The sequence below is a fragment of the Enterococcus sp. AAFC-DPL-5182 genome, from assembly GCF_058216605.1.
This window is the reverse complement of record NZ_CM177101.1, coordinates 2,127,122-2,148,852: the sequence shown is the minus strand read 5'-3', so window position 1 is coordinate 2,148,852 and position 21,731 is coordinate 2,127,122. Positions and strand designations below refer to the sequence as shown.

General features: G+C 36.3%; 17 protein-coding genes, 1 other RNA gene and 1 pseudogene. 15 read left to right on the top strand and 4 right to left on the bottom strand.

The window, feature by feature from the left end; translation table 11 throughout:
• Window positions 1–243 precede the first annotated feature (243 nt).
• From AC4BB7_RS09940 to pyrG, 4 genes are all read left to right on the top strand, one after another.
• Entirely contained in the window at window positions 244–1,308 is a 1,065-nt protein-coding gene (locus AC4BB7_RS09940) for a dipeptide epimerase (RefSeq protein WP_490482914.1), read from the top strand.
• A 16-nt stretch (window positions 1,309–1,324) separates the two neighbouring features.
• Window positions 1,325–2,695, top strand: coding sequence for a transglutaminase-like domain-containing protein (locus tag AC4BB7_RS09935; protein ID WP_490482913.1), 1,371 nt, complete (start codon window positions 1,325–1,327; stop codon window positions 2,693–2,695).
• A gap of 32 nt (window positions 2,696–2,727) precedes the next feature.
• Complete coding sequence (locus AC4BB7_RS09930) at window positions 2,728–4,398, top strand: peptide ABC transporter substrate-binding protein (protein ID WP_490482912.1); 1,671 nt, start codon at window positions 2,728–2,730, stop codon at window positions 4,396–4,398.
• 242 nt (window positions 4,399–4,640) lie between these two features.
• Window positions 4,641–6,242 (top strand): CTP synthase, encoded by a 1,602-nt coding sequence (pyrG, locus tag AC4BB7_RS09925; RefSeq protein ID WP_086313366.1) that lies wholly within the window; start codon window positions 4,641–4,643, stop codon window positions 6,240–6,242.
• A gap of 85 nt (window positions 6,243–6,327) precedes the next feature.
• Here pyrG and AC4BB7_RS09920 read toward each other — a convergent pair whose 3' ends face one another.
• Complete coding sequence (locus tag AC4BB7_RS09920) at window positions 6,328–8,655, bottom strand: PBP1A family penicillin-binding protein (protein ID WP_490482911.1); 2,328 nt, start codon at window positions 8,653–8,655, stop codon at window positions 6,328–6,330.
• A complete protein-coding gene (gene recU, locus AC4BB7_RS09915) occupies window positions 8,645–9,286 on the bottom strand; it encodes a Holliday junction resolvase RecU (RefSeq protein ID WP_490482910.1) in 642 nt (213 codons plus the stop codon). Before recU ends, AC4BB7_RS09920 begins: the two co-directional genes overlap by 11 nt.
• Window positions 9,287–9,347: 61 nt before the next feature.
• Between recU and AC4BB7_RS09910 the strand changes: the two genes are divergently transcribed.
• From AC4BB7_RS09910 to nth, 7 genes are all read left to right on the top strand, one after another.
• Window positions 9,348–9,890 (top strand): SLOG family protein, encoded by a 543-nt coding sequence (locus tag AC4BB7_RS09910; protein WP_086313361.1) that lies wholly within the window; start codon window positions 9,348–9,350, stop codon window positions 9,888–9,890.
• A gap of 93 nt (window positions 9,891–9,983) precedes the next feature.
• Complete coding sequence (gpsB, locus tag AC4BB7_RS09905) at window positions 9,984–10,418, top strand: cell division regulator GpsB (protein WP_086313359.1); 435 nt, start codon at window positions 9,984–9,986, stop codon at window positions 10,416–10,418.
• Between the two features lie 23 nt (window positions 10,419–10,441).
• Window positions 10,442–10,816, top strand: an RNA gene (gene rnpB, locus AC4BB7_RS09900) — RNase P RNA component class B.
• Window positions 10,817–10,942: 126 nt separating this feature from the next.
• The gene (locus AC4BB7_RS09895) at window positions 10,943–12,106 is read left to right on the top strand and encodes a THUMP domain-containing class I SAM-dependent RNA methyltransferase (protein ID WP_086313357.1); all 1,164 of its coding nucleotides are present in this window, start codon (window positions 10,943–10,945) and stop codon (window positions 12,104–12,106) included.
• 11 nt (window positions 12,107–12,117) lie between these two features.
• Window positions 12,118–13,617, top strand: a complete 1,500-nt coding sequence (locus AC4BB7_RS09890) for a carboxypeptidase M32 (RefSeq protein WP_490482909.1) — start codon at window positions 12,118–12,120, stop codon at window positions 13,615–13,617.
• Window positions 13,618–13,653: 36 nt separating this feature from the next.
• Window positions 13,654–14,370, top strand: a complete 717-nt coding sequence (locus tag AC4BB7_RS09885) for a DnaD domain protein (RefSeq protein WP_490482908.1) — start codon at window positions 13,654–13,656, stop codon at window positions 14,368–14,370.
• An 11-nt stretch (window positions 14,371–14,381) separates the two neighbouring features.
• On the top strand, window positions 14,382–15,029 hold the full coding sequence (gene nth / locus AC4BB7_RS09880) for an endonuclease III (RefSeq protein WP_490482907.1): 648 nt from the start codon (window positions 14,382–14,384) through the stop codon (window positions 15,027–15,029).
• Window positions 15,030–15,226: 197 nt separating this feature from the next.
• Here the strand turns inward: nth and AC4BB7_RS09875 are convergent, their stop codons facing one another.
• Together AC4BB7_RS09875 and AC4BB7_RS09870 are read right to left on the bottom strand one after the other, a co-directional pair.
• Complete coding sequence (locus AC4BB7_RS09875) at window positions 15,227–17,029, bottom strand: glycerophosphoryl diester phosphodiesterase membrane domain-containing protein (protein WP_490482906.1); 1,803 nt, start codon at window positions 17,027–17,029, stop codon at window positions 15,227–15,229.
• 92 nt (window positions 17,030–17,121) lie between these two features.
• Window positions 17,122–17,511 (bottom strand): annotated as a pseudogene (locus AC4BB7_RS09870) (TVP38/TMEM64 family protein); the annotation flags it as partial.
• Between the two features lie 601 nt (window positions 17,512–18,112).
• Here AC4BB7_RS09870 and AC4BB7_RS09865 point away from each other — a divergent pair.
• From AC4BB7_RS09865 to rplS, 4 genes are all read left to right on the top strand, one after another.
• Window positions 18,113–19,480: an Nramp family divalent metal transporter gene (locus AC4BB7_RS09865; RefSeq protein ID WP_086313348.1), complete on the top strand. Its 1,368-nt coding sequence runs from the start codon at window positions 18,113–18,115 to the stop codon at window positions 19,478–19,480.
• A 115-nt stretch (window positions 19,481–19,595) separates the two neighbouring features.
• Window positions 19,596–20,120, top strand: a complete 525-nt coding sequence (gene rimM / locus AC4BB7_RS09860) for a ribosome maturation factor RimM (protein WP_086313346.1) — start codon at window positions 19,596–19,598, stop codon at window positions 20,118–20,120.
• Window positions 20,110–20,859: a tRNA (guanosine(37)-N1)-methyltransferase TrmD gene (trmD, locus tag AC4BB7_RS09855; RefSeq protein WP_490482905.1), complete on the top strand. Its 750-nt coding sequence runs from the start codon at window positions 20,110–20,112 to the stop codon at window positions 20,857–20,859. Before rimM ends, trmD begins: the two co-directional genes overlap by 11 nt.
• A 144-nt stretch (window positions 20,860–21,003) precedes the next feature.
• The gene (gene rplS, locus AC4BB7_RS09850; protein ID WP_010772344.1) at window positions 21,004–21,351 is read left to right on the top strand and encodes a 50S ribosomal protein L19; all 348 of its coding nucleotides are present in this window, start codon (window positions 21,004–21,006) and stop codon (window positions 21,349–21,351) included.
• Window positions 21,352–21,731: the final 380 nt, after the last annotated feature.

The following is a 21,731-nucleotide window of genomic DNA, read 5'->3' as shown; positions in this document are numbered from 1 at the left end:
AATTACAAGCACTAGAATTTTAATTAAAAAAACCACATCATAATCTCATAAATATATTGACATTTACATAGAGTAAACTTAAAATTGTAACCAATAATTCAAAAATTGTACTAAAATTTAATTCAAAATTAAAAAAAGAGTAGTTATTATTTCCTTTGGATATATTTAATTTTTTTGATTAAGATTAGAAAGTAGTATGAAAATGAGTGTTGAATTAAAGAGATGACCATTGGAGGAAATGAATTGAAGATAACAAAAATAAATGTGGCGCCTAAATCAGCAAGATTAAAGGAACCGATCACAATTTCTCTTGGAACGATTGAGCATTCTATGAGTGCAATCGTCGAAATTGAAACTGACGAAGGAATTAACGGATATGGCGAAGGATCACCAGGTATCTTAATTACAGGTGAAACGTTAAAAGGGACGACAGAGTGCATTCAATTATTTGAAAAGCAACTAATTGGTGTCGATCCTTTAGACATTGAGAAAATCCACAGCATAATGAATGCAACAGCGGCATTAGCACCCTCTGCGAAGACTGCGATTGATATTGCTTGTTATGATTTGTTTGGAAAAAAAGCAAATCTGCCAGTGTATAAACTTTTAGGTGGTTTTGATTCGTGTGTTAAGACAGATATGACGATTGGAATCGATACATCTGAAATAATGGCTGAAAAAGCAAAAACAGCCGTTGCACAAGGTTTTGATACACTAAAAGTTAAAGTCGGAACAGGTTTTGCTGCAGATACTGCCCGCATCAAAACAATCAGAGAAGCCGTTGGCAGTGAAATAAACATCCGTCTAGATGCCAATCAAGGCTGGAATCCGAAAGAAGCTGTGAATACGATCAACCATTTAGCGCAATACGGCATTGAATTAGTAGAACAGCCAGTTGCATATCATGATATTGAAGGACTGACATATGTTACAACTAATGTTGGGACACCAATCATGTCAGATGAGAGTTGTTTTAATTCAAAGGATGCTCTTCGTTTGATTAAAGCGCGGGCAGTTGACTTTGTGAATATCAAGTTAATGAAGTGCGGTGGTATCCATGAGGCACTGAAAATCAATAGTATTTGTGAAGCAGCGGGTGTTGAATGTATGATTGGCTGTATGGTGGAAGAAACGAATATCGGTGTGACTGCTGCAGCGCATTTGGCCGCAGCAACTAAAAATATCACAAGAGCAGACTTAGATGCGACTTTTGGCTTGAATGAAGTCGCAATTCCTGGCGGTGTTGGATTAGAGGCAACTAGTGAAATTCAGTTATCAGGTAAAGCTGGTTTGGGTTTAAGTAAATAAGAGAGGTGCGTGTCAAATGTATTATGATTTAAAGTATATGAGTGTGCCGTTACCGGAAGATGTAATTAAATTAAAAAATTATGGTGATTTTGAGGGTGCAGGTAAGTTGATTGAACATTTATTGTCTAACGAACTGCCCCACGCATTGAGAAAACGATTAGAAATCGAACAAGATATTATCCGAATCGTTGGAATCAACGAGTATCCGTTTGATTTTAGCGAAGCAAATAAAATGATGAAAGAAACGTTTAAAGACTATCAAGAGCAAGAACTAATAACACTAAAAGAAACCGGAAAAGTAGACTGGCTGTATATTGATGGTAAGGTTCATTTTCAACGACGTTTCTTAATGAATTTGATCAAGACACAAGCAGATTATGAAGCAAGACTGCTTGTTAAAGAAGACAATGAAATCGATCTTTTGAGAAAACAAGAACTAACCCAAAATGTTCAAATAATGAAAGAACAAGGGAGAAGAAAAGTCAAGATTCACCTGAGAACTAGTATTCAAGTAAAAAAAGAATACGAGCGTCCAGGCGAAACGGTCAAAGTATACTTGCCAATACCAAAAGAATGCAAACAAGTATCAGACATTCAAATCATAAAAACCACACCAGAAGCTACTTTTATCGCGCCAGAAACACAAGCGCAACGCACGGTTTACTTTGAAACGGTTTTAGAAGAAGATCAAGTCTTTTCAGTGGAATACAGCTATACGAATCAAGTTGATTATGTAGAGCTAGATCCAGAAAAAGTATCAGAACTACAACCAGAATTTGAGTTAAGTGAAGAATTACCGCACATTCGTTTTACCCCTTATTTGGAACAATTACTTGAAGAAATTTTGTCTGGCGAGACGAACCCAATTAAAAAAGCACGAAAGATCTATGATTTTATTACAACTAAAGTCAATTATTCATTTATGCGGGAATATTTTACGATTGATAATATCTCAGAGTATGCTGCTGTCAATTTAAAGGGGGACTGTGGCGTTCAAGCAATTTTGTTTATCACTTTATGCCGAATGGCTAATATCCCGGCAAAATGGCAATCAGGGCTATATGTGTCGCAATACTACACAGGTTGCCATGATTGGGCGCAATTTTATGTATCACCTTATGGATGGGTTTTTGCTGACTTGTCATTTGGAGGGGGCGCCCGTAGAAATGGTGATTTAGATCGTTGGAATTATTACTTTGGTAATCTCGATATTTTCAGGATGCCGGCAAATAGTGAAATCCAAACAGATTTCAATCCGCCAAAACAATTTTTACGTGCAGATCCAATCGATAATCAGCGTGGAGAATTCGAGTATGAAAACCAAGGGCTTCCTTATGCTTACTTAGATGTGAAACAAGAGTTAGTTTCAATGGAGGAACTTGTGTAATAAATAAAAAAGAGAAGGAAAAGGTGGAACGTATGAAAAAAGGGTTAAAACAAAGCATCACATTGATCACAACGATGCTACTGCTTTCAGCTTGCGGGGGAAATACAAGCGATAAATCAGCAGACAGCACAGATGCTAAAGTCTCAACTAATCAAAAATCATCAAGGGTCTTGAATTTAATGGAAGCTTCAGAAGTGGGGTCTATGGACACAATTTTTACACAAGATGAACCTAGTGTAAATGCCCAATCGAATGTTTTTGAAGGATTGTATCAACTAGATGAAAAAGATAATGTCATTCCGGCTGTTGCAAAAGAAATGCCGGAAATTTCAGAAGATGGTAAGACATATACGATCAAGTTGAGAGAAGATGCAAAATGGTCAAACGGAGACAAGGTCACAGCAAATGATTTTGTCTTTGCATGGAAAAAGATGGTAGATCCTAAAAACCAAGCTAATTACTTTTTCTTGATGGATGGCACGATTTTAAACGGGACAGAGATCGTCAATGAAGAAAAATCAGCAGACGAACTAGGTGTTAAAGCTCTAGATGACTATACACTTGAGATAAAAATGGCTAAACCCGTGACCTATTTCACGTCGTTATTAGCATTTTCACCTTTCTTCCCGCAAAATGAAAAATTTGTGACAGAAAAAGGGAAAGAATATGGTACGTCTAGTGAAAACATCGTCTCTAATGGTCCATTCTTAATGGAAAACTGGGATCAATCTTCAATGTCATGGGATTTAGTTCAAAATCCAAATTATTATGATGCTGATAAAGTAAAATCGGAAAAAATCCATTTTGAAGTATTAAAAGAAACAAATACTGTATTCAATCTTTATGAATCTGGTGAATTAGACGTTGCGATTTTAACAGGCGACTTTGCAAAACAAAACAAAGACAATCCAGATTATGAAGCAATCCAACGTTCAAAAGTATATTCTTTAAGAATGAATCAAAAAAGAAATGACAAACCATCGATCTTTGCAAATGAAAATGTTCGTAAAGCGGTTGCTTATGCTCTTGATAAGAAAAGCTTAGTAGAAAATATCTTGTCAGATGGTTCGAAAGATATTTACGGTTATATTCCTAAAGACTTTGTTGCCAATCCAGAAACAGGAGAAGATTTCAGAAAAGAAGCTGGAGATCTAGTCAAAACAGACGAAAAACTAGCGAATGAGTATTTGGACAAAGCGAAAAAAGAATTGAATGGCGACGTAACGATCGAATTACTATCTAAAGATGGTGATGGAGATAAGAAAGTAGCTGAATTCATTCAAGGGCAATTGGAAAAAACATTACCTGGTTTAAAAATCAATGTCAAAACAGTTCCTTTGAACAATTCAATTGAATTAATGAAAAAAGGCGATTATGAACTTTCTGTCAGCATGTGGGGACCAGATTATCAAGACCCAATGACTTTCTTAGAAAGTTCAGTAAGCTCAAAAAATAAAACAAGTTACCGTAGTGAAAAGTATGATCAGTTGATCGATGATGCATCAAACAAGTATGCCAATGAACCTGAAAAACGTTGGGAAGCATTGATTGCAGCTGAAAAAGTTTTAGTAGAAGAAGATGCTGCGCTGATTCCACTGTACCAACAAGCAAGAGGACAGTTGGTTCGCCCAGGAGTCAAAGGCATTGAATACCATAACTTTGGTGCAACTAGCACTTATAAAAACGCTTATATAAAAGAGTAAATGAGCGAAGCGTTAAAACTTTACTAAAAAAACAAAAGTCATCTAATAGAAACACTTGACCTCAAATTGATTTGCTTGTATTATACTACTTGGGCACCTTTGAGAAGGTCAGAAGTTTACAACAAATTCCAGCTCCCTATTCATTTTGGATAGGGAGCTTTTGTTTTTTATGAGTATAAAAAGCACGATTTGCTGTTTACTTATCTCTACAAATCTATTTTCAGAAAGGGTTTTTTTATATTATGACAAAATATATCTTTGTTACAGGCGGCGTAGTTTCTTCGATTGGGAAGGGTATTGTTGCAGCATCTTTAGGGCGTTTATTGAAAAATCGCGGCTTGAAAGTAACGATTCAAAAATTTGATCCATATATCAACGTGGATCCAGGAACAATGAGTCCTTACCAACATGGAGAAGTTTTTGTCACAGATGATGGTGCCGAAACAGACTTGGATTTAGGTCACTATGAACGTTTTATCGATATCAACTTAAATAAATATTCCAATGTAACAACAGGGAAGATTTATTCAGAAGTATTGAGAAAAGAACGCAAAGGTGAGTACTTAGGTGCAACTGTACAAGTGATACCTCATATTACCAATGAAATCAAAGATAAAATCATGCGTGCGGCGACTATGACAGATGCGGATATCATTATTACAGAAGTTGGCGGAACAGTTGGGGATATTGAATCATTACCGTTTTTAGAAGCGTTACGTCAAATGAAAGCCGACGTTGGTAGTGACAATGTGATGTATATCCATACAACACTGATTCCGTATTTAAAAGCAGCGGGCGAAATGAAAACTAAACCCACACAACACAGTGTCAAAGAATTACGTAGTTTAGGTATCCAGCCAAATATTTTAGTGGTTCGTACAGAATTACCAGTTTCTCAAGGAACAAAAAATAAATTGGCTCAGTTTTGTGATGTAGCACCAGAAGCAGTTATCGAGTCACGTGACGTAGAAACGCTTTACTCAATTCCGTTAGCATTACAGGCGCAAAACATGGATCAAATTGTTTGCGATCATCTAAAATTAGATGTGCCAGTTGCTGATATGACAGAATGGCGTGCGTTAGAAGAAAAAGTATTAGGATTGAAGAAAACAACCAGAATTGCTTTAGTAGGTAAGTATGTGGAGCTTCCTGATGCCTATCTTTCAGTAGTTGAAGCATTAAAGCATGCTGGGTTTGCTTTTGATTCAGATATTATGATCGATTGGGTTGATTCACAAGCATTGACTGAAGAAAACGTCGCAGATGTTTTAAAAGATGCTGACGGAATCTTGGTACCTGGTGGGTTTGGTGATCGCGGAGTAGAAGGAAAGATTGAAGCGATTCGTTTTGCTCGTGAAAATGATGTACCATTCTTAGGAATTTGTCTAGGGATGCAAATGGCCTGTGTTGAGTTTGCCCGTAATGTGGTAAAATTGGAAGATGCTGGATCTGCTGAAAATAATCCGGAAATCCTTAACAATATTATCGATTTGATGGCAGATCAAGAAAATGTAGAAAATCTTGGTGGAACATTACGTTTAGGTTTATATCCATGTAAACTTAAAAAGGGTAGTGTTACAGCGGCAGCTTATGAAGGACAAGAGGTAGTTCAAGAACGTCATCGTCACCGTTATGAGTTCAACAATAAATACCGTCAATTATTTGAAGAAAACGGCTTAGTCTTTTCAGGTGTTTCACCAGACAATCGCTTAGTTGAAATTGTTGAATTGCCAGAGAAAAAATTCTTTGTTGCTTGCCAATTCCATCCAGAATTGATCTCTAGACCAAACAGACCGCAACATTTGATCAAAGGCTTTGTTGAAGCAGCTTTAAATAATCAATAGTACAAGTCTATATTGTCAATTAAATGAAAGAAGCAGGGATGTGACTCAAAAGAGCCGCATCCCTGCTTCTTTCATTATTTATATGTCAGCCAGAAGGTGATCGTCTTCTGACTGCATTATTTTGTACAGGAGGCGTTGTTGAAGGTTCTACTGGTTGCTCACTGCTTTGTGGAATTTCCGTTGGTGTAGTTGATATTGGCGGTTCTGTTTGTTGTGTAGACGAAACTGGTGGTTCACTAACCTGAGCAGACGATGATTCTGTTTGCGAAGGAGTGGTCGAACTGCTTATTGTTGACTCAGAACTTATCGGACTTTCCCAAGATGAAGAGCTTTCATAGCCAGAGTTTGAAGGTAATAATTGTTCTTCATAAGCACCTTTAACATATAATTCACTGCCAGAGCGTATGACGGAGTCGGGCATTTCCCAATCATCAGTAGCGGTACCTTCAGAAAGGTAAGTCATCATTTCTCTGTAAACTTCAGATGCTGTTGCCCAATATTCAAATGGGATAGGAGTTAAGCGTTGCTTGTAACCTGTCCAGACTGAAACAGCGTAATGAGGTGTGTAACCAACAAATGTACTATCCGGCGCAATACTAGATGATTCAGAAGCGCCCATTTTTACAAGGTCGTCTTCCGTGTAATTGGCAGTACCAGTTTTTCCAGCTTGAATCAAGCCTGGAACAGCAGCGTTAAAGGCTGTTCCTCCGTTGATAACATCTTTAAGCATATCAGTCATCATATATGCAGTTGAATCCTTCATAGCACGCTTACTTTCAGTTTCAGTGACATCTTCGGAGCCATCTTGATAAACTACTTTGTTAACATAATAAGGCTTATTGTAGACACCCATATTTGCAAATGCCGCATAAGCAGCAGCTAGTTTTAAGGATGAAACACCGTATTTGTTGCCACCTAAATCACTAGTGTTACTAGAGATTGCGTTGGCAGCAACGAAATCTTTGAATTCGATTCCTAAGTCTTTAAGGAAAGCCGCTGATTTATCACTTCCGACAGCATCAAATGTTTGAATAGCAGTTGTATTTCGAGAATACATAATTGCTTTTCGCATCGTAAGAGCACCATAATACTGCATGTCTGCATTTGTGACAGGAATATTGGTTCCTTCATACGTAGTAGGTTTATCCATCATGATTCGTCCGGTAGAATAGTTCAAGTTCTCGATAGCAGGACCATAATCTGCGATGGGTTTCATTGTTGAACCAACATCACGATCGGTTTCAATGGCTGAGTTAGTCCCTAATTGAACATCGTCAGGAATATTTCGGCCACCGATTTGGGCTTTGACTTGACCTGTTTTTACATCGATCACAGTTGAAGCTACTTGAAAATCTTGGTCAGGATATTGAACATAAGTATCGCTATTGATAATGTCATAAAGACGTTTTTGTGCGTTCATATCAAGATTTGTATGGATATCTAAACCATCTGTATAAGGGTTTTTGCCCATGCTTTCTACTTCAGCAATAACTTCTCTAATATAGTTATCAACGATTTTGCGGTTTTCATTTGATTGTTTTAAAGGCTGTAAACCATCATCGATAGGAGTGGCTTTAGCTTCATCATACTCTTTTTGCGTGATTTTATCATTTTCTTTCATCGTAAATAAAACAACATCACGTCGCTCTTTAGCAACATCTGGTTTTACATAAGGATCATAGTCATTCGGCGCTTGCGGCATGCCAGCAAGTAAAGCCGTTTGTGGTAGATTCAGCTCAGATAGCGGTTTTCCAAAATAGGATTGAGCAGCAGTTTCCATACCATATAAACCATTTGCCATATAAACCTTATTGATATAATACGTTAAAATCTCTTCTTTTGATTTTTCTTTTTCTAACTGCATTGCAAGCCAAGCTTCCTGGGCTTTTCGCTTAAGGTTTTGGTCTTTCTCTTTTGTTGAGAAGTAAGAGAGCTTAATCAATTGTTGTGTTAGCGTACTACCACCTTGAAGACCACCTGTTTTAAAGTTTGAAAATGCAGACCCCAGAATTCGGATTGGATCAACACCGCTGTGTTTGTAAAAACGTTTGTCCTCGACGGATACAACTGCATCTTTAAGTAATTGCGGTACATCTGTCGGTTTGATCATTTCACGTTTTTCAGCACCTAGTTCTTCAAAAACTTCATTATTTGCATCGTATAATTTTGAAGAAACCGTAGCACTAAGTTTGTCGTCTTCGAGTTTAGGAGCATCTTTAGCATATGACCAGAATAGTCCTACACCAGCTAAAAGACCCAAGATTCCAAGCAGAATCAATCCTAAAAATATTTTTAGCAGGATCCGTTTTTTCTTTGGTTTTTTGCCACCGCCAGACGGTGTGTTTTCAGTGCTGTTCGATATAGGAGTATGTCCATGTCGTGCAGCACGTGACCCTATTTCATCAGTTGTCATTAAACGCAACTCCTTTATTTGATTGAATATGTTGCCAAACTGCATCCAAGTATGGAACCCTAGGTGCAATTCCAATTTGAATCTCTATTCCTTTTCTTTCAATAATAGATAATGGCAACGATTTTTTTCCAGTATTTTCTTGTTCTGACCAATGGGTTACTAATTCTTCTCCGCTAAAAAAGAAACATCTATTCAATGAAGAAAACCACAATAGAACAAAGCAAATACCGTTTTGTGTCAAACATTGCTGGATATGATCGATTTGGTGTTGATGGAAGTTTTTTAAAGGAAATGACGTTTTATTCTTCGTTTCCTTTGCTTCAAAATCAAGATAATATCCGTTGTAGACACCATTATAATCAGTTGTAGAAGCTTGTCGAAAGTAAGCTTCTTTGATTACAGCAGCACTACGGCTGGGGTAATCAACTTTGACAATTTGAACGGGGGTGGGCTTTTTGTGAACGACAGCTATATTGCGTGATAAATAAAAAGCATTGCTCTTATTGATCTCTTCTTCGAAATCCATTCCTCGTTTCCCAAATTGAATTGATTTTTGGTTTTTTACTTGTTTTTTTGATTTCGGTGCTTCATGATTGTTATAGGGAGTACCATTAGGATAATGAAAAGCCATTTCTATCACACTCCTAGCCAACATTATAACAAAAAATCTTTATGAAAGAAAAGGAATGTCTATGGAAAACGTAAAAACACTTTATGTGACTGGTTATAAAAGCTTTGAAATCGGGGCTTTTCAAGACAATGACCCTAAAATTACAGTTATTAAAAATGTATTAAAAAAAGAAATTATGGGCTATTTAGACACAGGATTGGAGTGGGTTTTGGTTTCCGGCAATCTTGGAACTGAGATTTGGGCAGCAGAAGTAGTCGCTGAATTGAAAAATGATTACCCAGAATTAAAATTAGGTCTGATCTATCCATTTAAAGATTTTGGTAGTAACTGGAATGAAAAAAATCGAACAAATTTAGAGAAAATTGAACTTTTAGCAGATTTTGTTGATTCTGTGAGTCATCAACCTTATAAATCACCAGCACAATTAAAAATGCATACCCGCTTTTTATTGGAGCATTCAGGTGCCAGCTTGTTAGTGTATGATAAAGAATATCCAGGAAAAACAGAGTATTTTTTGAAAGACGCTGAACTTTTTTCTGAGAAATTTCCTTACGAAATTCGCCTAATAACAATGGATGATTTACAAAACTCGATGGAATCGTGATAATCTGTTTGATTTTCTGACGATTTTCCGATACAATAATGCTGTTGAACTATGAACTTTTATCCTAATCAAAGAAAACAATGAGGTGTAAGTATGGCAAATTTAGTATACAGTCCAAAAGATATTTTACAAAAAGAATTTAAAACAAAAATGCGTGGTTATGATCCAGTTGAAGTTGATGAATTTTTAGATAACGTAATCAAAGATTATGAAGCGTATAACAAAGAGCTTTTGACGTTACAAGAAGAAAATAACCGTCTTTTAGCTAAATTAGATCAAGCATCTAAAGTACAACAAGCAATGCCACCACGTGGCGGACAAGAAATGCCGAAGAGCGCTGCAGTTACAAACTTTGACATTCTGAAGCGTCTTTCTAATTTAGAACGTGAAGTTTTCGGTAAAAAATTAGATGATACTCCTGCTTCAAACCCTATTTCAGGTATGAGCCACTCTAACCCATATGAAAGCAACATGCATCACAATTCATATGAACGTGAAATAGATAACTCAGAAACACGTCAATTTTAATTGATCAAATCAAACATTTTGTAATTTTCGGGTGATCGCGGTTTGAATTTATTCAAGCTGAGGAAAGTCCATGCTCGCACAGGCTGAGATGTCTGTAGTGTTCGTGCTTAGCGAAATCATAAGCTAAGGTATTCTAGTAATAGAGTAACGGCAGGAAAAATGACTAAGGTTTCGGCTATGTCAAAGTACCCTTGAAAGTGCCACAGTGACGAAGCAATTTTGGAAACGGAATTGGTGGAACGCGGTAAACCCCTCGAGCGAGCAACCCAAACAATGGTAGGGGCGCTCTTCTAAAGGAAATGAACGAGTAGAAGAGGCAGATTCATTTCTGCAGATAGATGATGACCATCGAGTGTCTTTCCCTGAGAGGCATTCGATACAGAACATGGCTTACAGAAAATTACAATTATTCAGGATGACCTTCCAACTTTGTTGTGAAGGCTTTTTTTAAAGTAAGGGATAAAATAGTTTTTAGACAGATAATCAATCCGTTCTTAATAAAAATGAGAACAAGAGGAGACATAATGACAAAAGAAAAAACATTTAAACTAGTGGCAACTGCTGCAAGTGGATTAGAAGCACTAGTAGGAAAAGAATTACGAGACTTGGGGATTCCTTGTGAAGTAGAGAATGGTAAAGCACTATTCGAAGGGACGATGGAGACGATTGCTACAGCTAATTTATGGTTGCGTACAGCGGATCGCATCAAAATTATAGTTGGTGAATTTGATGCCTTTAGCTTTGATGAATTGTTTGAAAAAGTTAAAGCGTTGCCGTGGGAAGATTATTTACCGATGGACGCAGAATTTCCGGTTGCTGGAAAGTCGATCAAATCTAAATTATACAGCACACCTGATTGTCAGTCGATTACAAAGAAAGCCATCGTCAATCGTTTAAGAGAAGTCTATCATCGCCCGGCAACTGTACCTTTAGCTGAAACAGGCGCTTTTTTCCAATTAGAAGTTGCTCTTTTAAAAGATCATGTCACTGTAACAATCGATACAACTGGTCCAAGTTTGTTTAAACGCGGCTACCGTATTGAAAAAGGTGGCGCTCCATTAAAAGAGAACATGGCGGCGGCTTTAGTTGCGCTGACAAATTGGCGTAAAGATCGTCCGTTTTATGATCCAGTTTGCGGATCAGGGACGATTTGTATTGAAGCAGCCTTGATTGGACACAATATTGCACCAGGATTCAATCGCGAGTTTGTCTGTGAAACATGGGACTGGTTTGATACGGCTGTATTTGAAAAAGTTCGTAAAGAAGCAGATGAGAAAGCGGATTATGATATTGAACTAGATATTATGGGGTCAGATATCAATGGAAAAATGATCGAAATTGCCAAAGCAAATGCGGAAGAAATCGGATTAGGTGATTCAATTACTTTCAAACAATTAGCGTTACGTGATTTTACAACAGATAAAGAATATGGCGTGATGGTCGCAAATCCGCCTTACGGAGAACGTTTAGGCGAAGAAGAATCTGTGCGCAAATTATATAAAGAGATGGGAGAAGTTTTCCGTCCGTTAAAAACATGGAGTAAATATATTTTAACGAGTGATTTAACTTTTGAACAATATTATGGAGCAAGAGCGACTAAGAAGCGCAAGCTATATAACGGTGCTTTACGCACTGATTTGTTCCAATATTGGGGAGAGCGACCACCAAGAAAACCGAGAGAAGAGTAGGTGAATCCAGTATGAAAGAACAAGAATTTCTACAAGAGGTAAAAGAAATCCAATTACTACAACAAGCTTTAGGTTTATTAGAATGGGATAGCCAAACTGGAATGCCGGAAGCGAGTAGTGAATTCCGTGGAGAGGCTGCAGGGTATTTATATGGGATGGCATTTGAACGAAGTGTAGGCCCTAAAATTCAAGAAGCTTTGGCATATTTTGATACTCATTCTGTTGAATTGTCAGAAGTGGGCTTGTCCGTTTATAAGGAAGTCAAAAAAGAATATGAACTAAATCACAGTATCCCAGCTGAGCGTATGCAGGCTTATAATACTGCATTAACAAATGCTCATACTGCTTGGCTTCAGGCCAGAAAATCTAAAGATTTTACTGAAATGAAACAAGAAATTCAAACAATCATTGATTTTTTAAAAGAGTTTATTCCTTATTGGAAAAAAGATGAGACAACAAACTATGACGTGCTGCTAAATCAATACGAACCTGGTTTGACTGTTGAAAAACTGGATCAAATTTTTGACCAACTTAAAACTGGAATTATGAGTATAAGAGATGCTGTTGTAAAAGAAGGAACAGTTCCGCGGACTGACTTTTTATCTAGACGAGTGACAAAAGAACAGCAAAGAACATTTGTGATGGGGATTGCAGAGCAACTTGGTTATGATTTTTCAAGAGGCCGTTTAGATGATACGGTTCATCCGTTTATGCTAGCGTTAAATCGTAACGATGCACGCATCACGACACGTTGGGATGAAACGAATTTTTCAATGGCAACGTTTGGTGTGATCCATGAAGCGGGTCATGGAATTTATGAGCAAAGCATTGACCCTAAATATGATTATACACCACTTGCTACAGGTGCTTCTATGGGGATTCATGAATCGCAGTCGTTATTTAATGAAATCATTATTGGTAGTAATAAACAATTTTGGAAAAAGCAATTTCCATTTTTTAAAGAGTGTACAGAGGGAACTTTTGACGATATTGATTTTGATACGTTTTATGACTCATTAAAAGAAACCAAGGCAAGTTTGGTTCGTATTGAAGCAGACAGTTTAACGTACCCGCTTCATATCATTATTCGTTATGAAATTGAGAAAATGATTTTTAATGAAGAGGTTTCGATCGATGATCTACCACAGATTTGGAATGATAAGTATGAAGAATACTTGGGAATTCGACCAGAAAATGACTTAGAAGGTATTGTGCAAGATGTACACTGGTCTGGTGGTAGTTTTGGTTATTTCCCTTCATACGCTTTAGGGTATATGTATGCAGCGCAATTACGTCATGCGATGGGGAAAGAAATCGATGTAGATGGTATTTTAGCTAGTGATGACTATTCTATCATTAAAAATTGGCTAACTGAGCATATTCACCAATATGGAGCATCTAGAAAACCAAATCAATTGATTTTAGATGCAACAGGTGAGTCATTGAATCCGCAATATTTGATCGACTATATGAAATCAATTTATTATGATGTCTATAAAATCAAAGAATAATTATTTTTATCGAGCAACAGAAATGAGGGAGCAGTTATGTTATCAATTAATGAGTATTTAAAAGCCGGTGAAACGACTGTCTCCAACTTGGTCATTGAGAACTATCAGAAAATTGGTTTAACAGATGAAGAATTTTTATTTTGGTTACAGTTGTTCCGATCTCAAGCAAAGGGAGATTTATTTCCGGATTTGGCTGAAATCAGTTCAATGATGGGAAAACCGATTGATGTTATTTATAAACTAATGAATCAACTTGTTTCACGAGGTTTTCTAATTATTGAAACCAAGCAAAACGAACAAGGTCAAATGATGGATACGTATGATTTATTGCCGATTTTTGAGAAAATTGCTCTTTTGCAAGAAAAACAATTTCAAAAACAACGAGAACTTTCATCAGAAGAAACAATCAAGCAACTTTACCAAGGGTTTGAAAAAGAATTCGGTCGTCAATTATCACCAATTGAATTAGAAATGATTGGTCAATGGTTAGAAACAGATCATTATCAACCTGAGCTTATTAGACTGGCACTAAGAGAAGCAGTATTGAATCAAGCTTATAGCTTAAAGTATATCGATCGAATCTTACTTGCCTGGGAACGTAAAAACATCACGACGAAAGAGCAAGTGGCTGAAGACCAAAAACGAAGAAAGCAAGCCTTGATCCAAAAAGAAATTGAACAACAAGGTGCCCAAAATGAGCCGATTCCAAAGGTTACTCTGCATAATTGGCTTAATCCAGAAGACAGTGAGTAGGAGGTAGGTAAATGCTTTCTAAAGAGAAAACAATGGAAGCAATTCAGATCATGTATGATATGTTCCCAGAAGCTGCGTGCGAGCTTACACACAAGAGCCCATTTCAATTACTGATTGCAGTTATTTTAAGTGCCCAAGCGACAGATGTCTCTGTGAATAAAGCAACACCAGCTTTATTTGCCGCATATCCAACACCTGAAGCACTGGCAGCAGCTCCTATAGAAGATATCATTCAAAAGATTAAAACAATTGGTTTGTACCGAAATAAGGCGAAAAACATTAAAGCATGTGCCGCTCAATTATTAGACCAGTTTGATGGAAAAGTACCTGAAACTCGTGAAGAACTCGTTTCTTTACCAGGAGTTGGCCGTAAAACAGCTAATGTGGTGATGGGGGATGCTTTTGGTGAACCTGCTATAGCAGTTGATACCCATGTTGAACGGGTATCCAAGCGTTTACGTATATGTAAACTAGATGCAAGTGTAATGGAAGTTGAACAAACCTTGATGAGAAAAATCCCGAAAGAATTATGGGTAAAAACCCATCATACGATGATTTTTTTCGGACGTTATCATTGTTTAGCTCGAAATCCTAAATGTGATATTTGTCCACTTTTGCATATGTGCCAAGAAGGTAAAACGAGAATGAATACTAAATAAAGAACACAATTGTGACGAAGTCAATACGCTTTGATTTTTATTCATATCAGCGGAAATTCGAAAGAATAGTACGGGAAATTTAGAAACTTCGTCAATTTACAGAAAACCGCACAATGCGTAAAGCGCATTGTGCGGTTTTTTAGGACAACTATTCAAGCCTATATAATTATTTTTATACTCTCTATGATGTGTATTATTTAACCAATCCCGATAACAAAATGCAATAATTTGTCTGAATACGTAAGCTCATCTAAATCTGTTTTGATGGTTTTATTGAGTAGCCTTAATTCGTCAGTAACAATACCATCCACTCCATAAAACATCATCCGTGTCATCGTATCTTCATCATTAACAGTCCAAGCGTAGACTTTTTTACCATCATTATGAGCTGCATTGATAAAGTTTTGATTTAAAGTAGTATATTCCATCGTAAAGAAATCTACATTTGAAATAGGAGGCCCAACAATGTTAAAAGGAAGGATGTAACCAACATAAAAGTCAGGTTCTTGTTCTTTTAACTGAGTAGCTGTATCAAAGGTCAATGTATGCAGAATATGTTTTTCTGATAAAATGATCTGACGATACTTTCGAGTAAAACGTTCAACCAAATCGGGGCTATCTTGCGGTGTTGTTTTAATCTCAATCAATAATTTTTGCCCCAACTCTTTTGCTTTTTCAAGGTATTCATCAAAGGAACAGACGTTGGCTTCCATGCCATTTTCTTTAGCAGTCAATTTGACAAGTTCTGCTAAAGTAAGTTCATTAGGTCTTTTGTTGACACCCGTAAGCTTTTTCAAATTGAAATCATGCATGACAACAAATTGTTTGTCTTTCGTTTCTTGTATATCCATTTCTACGTAAGTAGGGTGCTCTAAACTAGTTTTTTCAAGTGCAGGTAATGTATTTTGAACACCATTTGCTGCATCGACACCTCTGTGAGATATCGTTAAGGGTTCTGATAGTGATGGGTTACTTAGATAAGTGGTATTATATGCACCGACACCAATACCGAATAGGGCAGAGGTAAGAGAAAATAAGCCGATTTTAACAGCTGTCCATTTTTTTCTAGGCTGTTTTGGTTGATCAAAAAACCACTGCGGAAGTTCTGGCAAAAATCCTTCATCATCCATATAGTCGATCGTGATATAAAAAATGCCGACAGTTGAAAAAATAATATTCAGGAGCAAAATAAATTGTAAAAGAGTCATTGCGATTACAGCACTAGCTAAAGCGTAACTTGGAAATGCAGTTTCAATAATCGCTTGAGCGCTTAGTATTACTGTATAGCTAAATACGAAAACTAAAAGAATACTGCCGCCGATCACAATAAATTGTCCTAGAATCCTGAAAAAATGATGCTTCGTGGATCTCCAGCTTTCTTTAACGGCTTGGCGAAACGGAACATCTCTTAAAATCATTTCTGGCAATGCAAAAATCAAGCGAATAGAAAGATAGAAGAAAAGTAAGTAACCTAGAATGACTAAAGCAATGATTGTTACTCGGTTAGCAAAGATAAAATCCATGATAAATGCAGGTATTTTTATTTTCGCCAATAAATCTGAATTAAACCCTAAGCCACTAAGCGGTAAAACTAAGAAAAAATAAAATAAGAAAAAAAGTACAGTACTAAAGCGAATTTTTTTAAGTTGAAGAACCGTTCCTTTTAACAAACTTGTTAGAGAGATTGGTTCTTTTTTCTTTATAAAAAAAACACTTAAAAGTAAAAAAGTAAATTCAAAAAAGACCGCAATCACTGTTGCTAACAGTACAATAATTAAGGCGATCAGAACTCCAGGATGCTTAGAGAAGATAATTGGAATTGTATCATAAGACAGATAATTGATGTTTCCTTGTTTTAATATAAAACGTGTCGAGCTTGCCAAAAGAGGAAGCAGTACAAAAAGCATAAAGCCATGCATCAATAAAACATCTCGAAAATAAGACGATGTACCTGAAAAGAAATCAATGATATTTTTAAAACTATTTTTAAAGTATTTCATTATTTAATCCACCCCTACACACTTAAAATAAAAGAGGATAGGATACTGTGGCATCCTATCCTGCACTTGTTTCTATTATATAGTTTTAAGCGTTAAACGCCTAGTAAACCGTTTAAGAATGTACCGCCGTAGATCAAGGCTAAACTATACAAGAAGATTGAAACGGGTTTTGCTAAAATGATAATCAACGTAAATTTCTTTAAAGACATTTTTGTTAAACCAGCCATCAGACAAAGAGTGTCATCTGGTGCGATTGGAAGAAAAATTGCTAATGCGAAGAGACGTTCAAACCGTTTTTCATTATCCAACCAACCAATATATTTATCATAGGTCTTATCGCTAACTAAACTTAGAATAAAAGGTTTACCATATTGGCGACCCAATAGAAAAATGATAACAGAACCGATTGCGATTCCAACATAATTATAGATAAATCCAGCAACTGGACCGAATATCAGAACGCCAGCGGCACAACTGATGCCTCCTGGGATAATTGGGATCACTACTTGAATGATTTGGATCAACATAAATAGAATAGGTCCCATGATAACTGAGTCACCGACTAATCCTCTCAAAGCATTGATATCTTTAAAAACACCTAATCGTATAAAATAAATCGTCATAGCAATCGTTGCTATGATTCCTACGATTGAAATGCAGTTAATAATTTTTCTTGAAAGCGCGATGCTCATGTTTATCATCTCCTTAATTTAGGACTCATTTGGTCTCATAATAAAAATATGTTTGTGACGCTTTTTATCATACACGATATTTTATTATTTCCCTTGAAACTAGCTATGAAGCTAGATAAAGTAACTATCCTTAGTATAAAAGTCTTTGTATTATTTTACCATTGTTATTTATCAAATTTCACGAACAAAGTTGTAAGAATCAACTTGTTACGATTATTATACAAAGAAATTTTTCCAAAAACATCCTACTTTAGCCCTAAAATAAAAAATAACCGAGAGTTTCCTATTTACAAGAAACAATGAGAGGATTATAATTGTTTTAAGGATTATGGCGTGCCTAAAAATATAATAATATAAACCTTATGATTTATAGTTGGAAGAAGGATAAAAGATGAAAGAAGAGAAAAGTGAAGCGGAGAAGTTGTTGGAATATGCCAATGGTCCTAGTTTGGAAGAAATCAACAATACAGTTGATGTTCCTAAAAATGCTAGCTTTTTGCGTACATTGTTGGCTTATAGTGGACCGGGAGCACTTGTAGCAGTTGGCTATATGGACCCAGGTAATTGGATCACTTCAATTGCTGGAGGGGCAGAATATAAATATGCATTACTAAGTGTTATTTTACTATCAAGCTTGATTGCGATGTTACTTCAAAGTATGGCAGCTAAACTAGGTATCGTGACAGGGAGAGATTTAGCACAGGCAACTAGGGAACATACAAGCAAAAAAACAGGTTTTGTTTTATGGATCATTACTGAGCTTGCAATTATGGCGACGGATATTGCTGAGGTAATTGGTGGGGCTGTTGCTTTACAATTACTATTTGGTTTTCCGTTATTGATTGGTGTATTGATTACAACGTTTGATGTCCTATTGTTATTACTATTAACAAAATTAGGATTTAGAAAAATCGAGGCAATTGTTGCCTGTTTAATAGCAGTTATCTTTTTTGTTTTTGCATACGAAGTAGCGCTAGCTGATCCAACTATTGGTGAAGTACTTCGTGGATTTATTCCAGATCCGAAAATTGCTACTGACAAATCAATGCTGTTTTTAGCTTTAGGAATTGTCGGGGCAACTGTTATGCCTCACAATTTATACCTACACTCTTCAATTGCTCAAGCACGAAAATTTGATCGCAATGATGATGAAGAGAAAGCAAAAGCAATTCGTTTCACGATTTGGGATTCAAACATACAATTGACGGTGGCATTTATTGTTAACTGTCTATTGCTGATACTAGGTGGAGCTTTGTTTTATGGAACAAATAGTGACTTAGGTAAGTTTGTAGATTTGTTTGATGCATTGAAAAATCCTGATATCGTTGGGCATATTGCTAGTCCTGTTTTAAGTATTTTATTTGCAATCGCATTGCTAGCCTCAGGTCAAAATTCTACGATCACCGGAACACTTTCGGGTCAAATCGTTATGGAAGGGTTCATTCACTTAAAAATGCCATTGTGGATGCGTAGAGTGGTAACGCGTTTGATTGCGATCGTACCCGTTATTATTTGTGTGATTATTTATGGCGGCAGAGAATCGGCAGTTGAAGATTTATTATTGTACACCCAAGTATTTTTAAGTATTGCGTTGCCAATTTCGATCATTCCTTTAACGATGTATACGAGTGATAAAAAAATCATGGGTCGTTTCGCTAATCCAATGTGGGTGAAAGTTTTAGCGTGGATCATCGCAATTGTATTGACAGCACTGAATCTATTCTTGATATATGGAACTTTAACTGGCGTGAATGCGTAATAAAAAAGAAAGCGATTCTTGATTGAATGGCTTTCTTTTTATGTATATATAATAGAATTCGTGCTATAGAAATGGTAGAATGAGAAAGACTAAAATTTTGAAATGAGGGTTTTAAGTGACTGAATATTTAAATGTTGGAAAGATCGTCAATACTCAAGGCTTAAAGGGTGAAGTACGAATAATTTCTCAAACAGATTTTCCAGAGTTGCGTTATAAAAAAGGATCAGTTTTGACATTATTTCAAGAAAAAAAAGAGCCGATCGAGTTAACGATCAAGACTCACCGAAAACATAAAAATTTTGATATTGTAACGTTTGAAGATCATTTTTCTATTAATGATGTTGAGAAATACCGTGATGGGATTTTAAAAGTATCAAAAGATGATTTAGCTGATTTACCAGGCGATGAGTTTTATTATCACGAAATCATTGGATTGACTGTTATTGACGAAAACGAAAAAGAATTAGGGAAAATCAAAGAAATTCTTTCGCCAGGCGCAAATGATGTCTGGGTTGTTCAAAGACCAAAGAAAAAAGATGCTTTGATTCCTTATATCGAATCTGTTGTTAAGTCGATCGATTTAGAAGAAGGAATTGTTCGTGTAGAAATTCCAGAAGGTTTGATTGACGATGAAAATTGATGTATTGACGCTTTTTCCAAGAATGTTTGAAGGTCCGATGGGAGAATCGATCATTGGAAAAGCTGTAGAGAAAAATTTACTTGAAATCGATGTGTCTAATTTCCGTGATCATTCAGATAATAAGCATCAGTCGGTCGATGATTATCCATATGGTGGTGGAGCTGGAATGTTGCTGAAAGTTCAGCCGATTTATGAGAACTTACGAAGGATTGAAGAAGCATCGCCGGAAACTAAAAAACGTGTGATTTTACTAGATCCAGCGGGTAAACAGTTTGACCAAAAAATGGCGGAAGAATTTTCTGAGGAAGAGCATTTAGTTTTTATTTGTGGTCACTATGAGGGATATGATGAGCGTATTCGTTCTTTAGTCACTGATGAAGTTTCATTAGGAGATTACGTATTAACTGGTGGAGAATTAGGCGCGATGGTCATGATCGATGCAACAGTCCGTTTACTTCCTGATGTTTTAGGGAATAAGCTTTCTGCACAAACCGATTCACATTCAACTGGCTTACTAGAGCATCCGCAATATACACGTCCAGCTGAATTCAATGGAATGAGTGTACCAGAAGTTTTGACAAATGGAAATCATAAATTGATAGCCGAATGGCAGTTGAAAGAATCATTGCGGAGAACCTACTTAAGACGTCCAGATATGTTGGAAACCATGGAGCTTGATACTGAAATGAAAAAATTTCTTGCAGAGATCATTGAAGAAGAGAAGTCAGCAGAGGAATAGAAAATAAGGCCTCTTTAAAGAAAAATCCCTTTACAGCAATGAATAGCTATGTTAAACTATTTCAGTGAGTGCAAAGCGCTCAACTATTACGATATTCCGCTGTGACAAGAGTCATAAGAATGTTTGGAATGAGGAGAAAAAAGAATGAATCCATTAATTCAAGAATTAACACAAGAACAACTACGTACGGATATTCCTGCGTTTCGTCCTGGAGACACTGTTCGCGTTCATGCGAAAGTAGTCGAAGGAACTCGCGAACGTATCCAATTATTTGAAGGAGTTGTTATCGGACGCCGCGGCACTGGTATCAGCGAAACTTATACAGTACGTAAAATTTCTAACGGTGTTGGTGTGGAACGTACATTCCCATTACACACTCCACGTGTTGCTCAAATCGAAGTAGTACGCTATGGTAAAGTTCGTCGTGCGAAACTTTATTACTTACGTGCATTACATGGTAAAGCAGCTCGTATTAAAGAAATCCGTCGTTAAAAACTTGTTATTAATTAACAATGAACCCCTTGATGATCAAGGGGTTTTATTTTTTTATTTTATTGCTCATTTATTTTTTACGGTGCTCAGTTAAATGATAAGATTTGTAAAGCAGCTAAACAAAAAGATAATGAAGAATAAAACCTATAATGAATGAAAAAGTAAAATAAGATAATGCAATATATATAAATAGTTTCTCTTTTGTTGCTCTGTACTTAAATAATGATAAAATACCTAAAACAAAGAAAATGATCGATAAAACCATTATTTTCACCTCAAAATGAATTGTAACAGCTTGAAATAAAAATTAGAAAAATAAAGGATTCTCAATAAACGAATTTTTACTTAAAAAACAAAATTAGTTGTAGTGAGAGCGACAT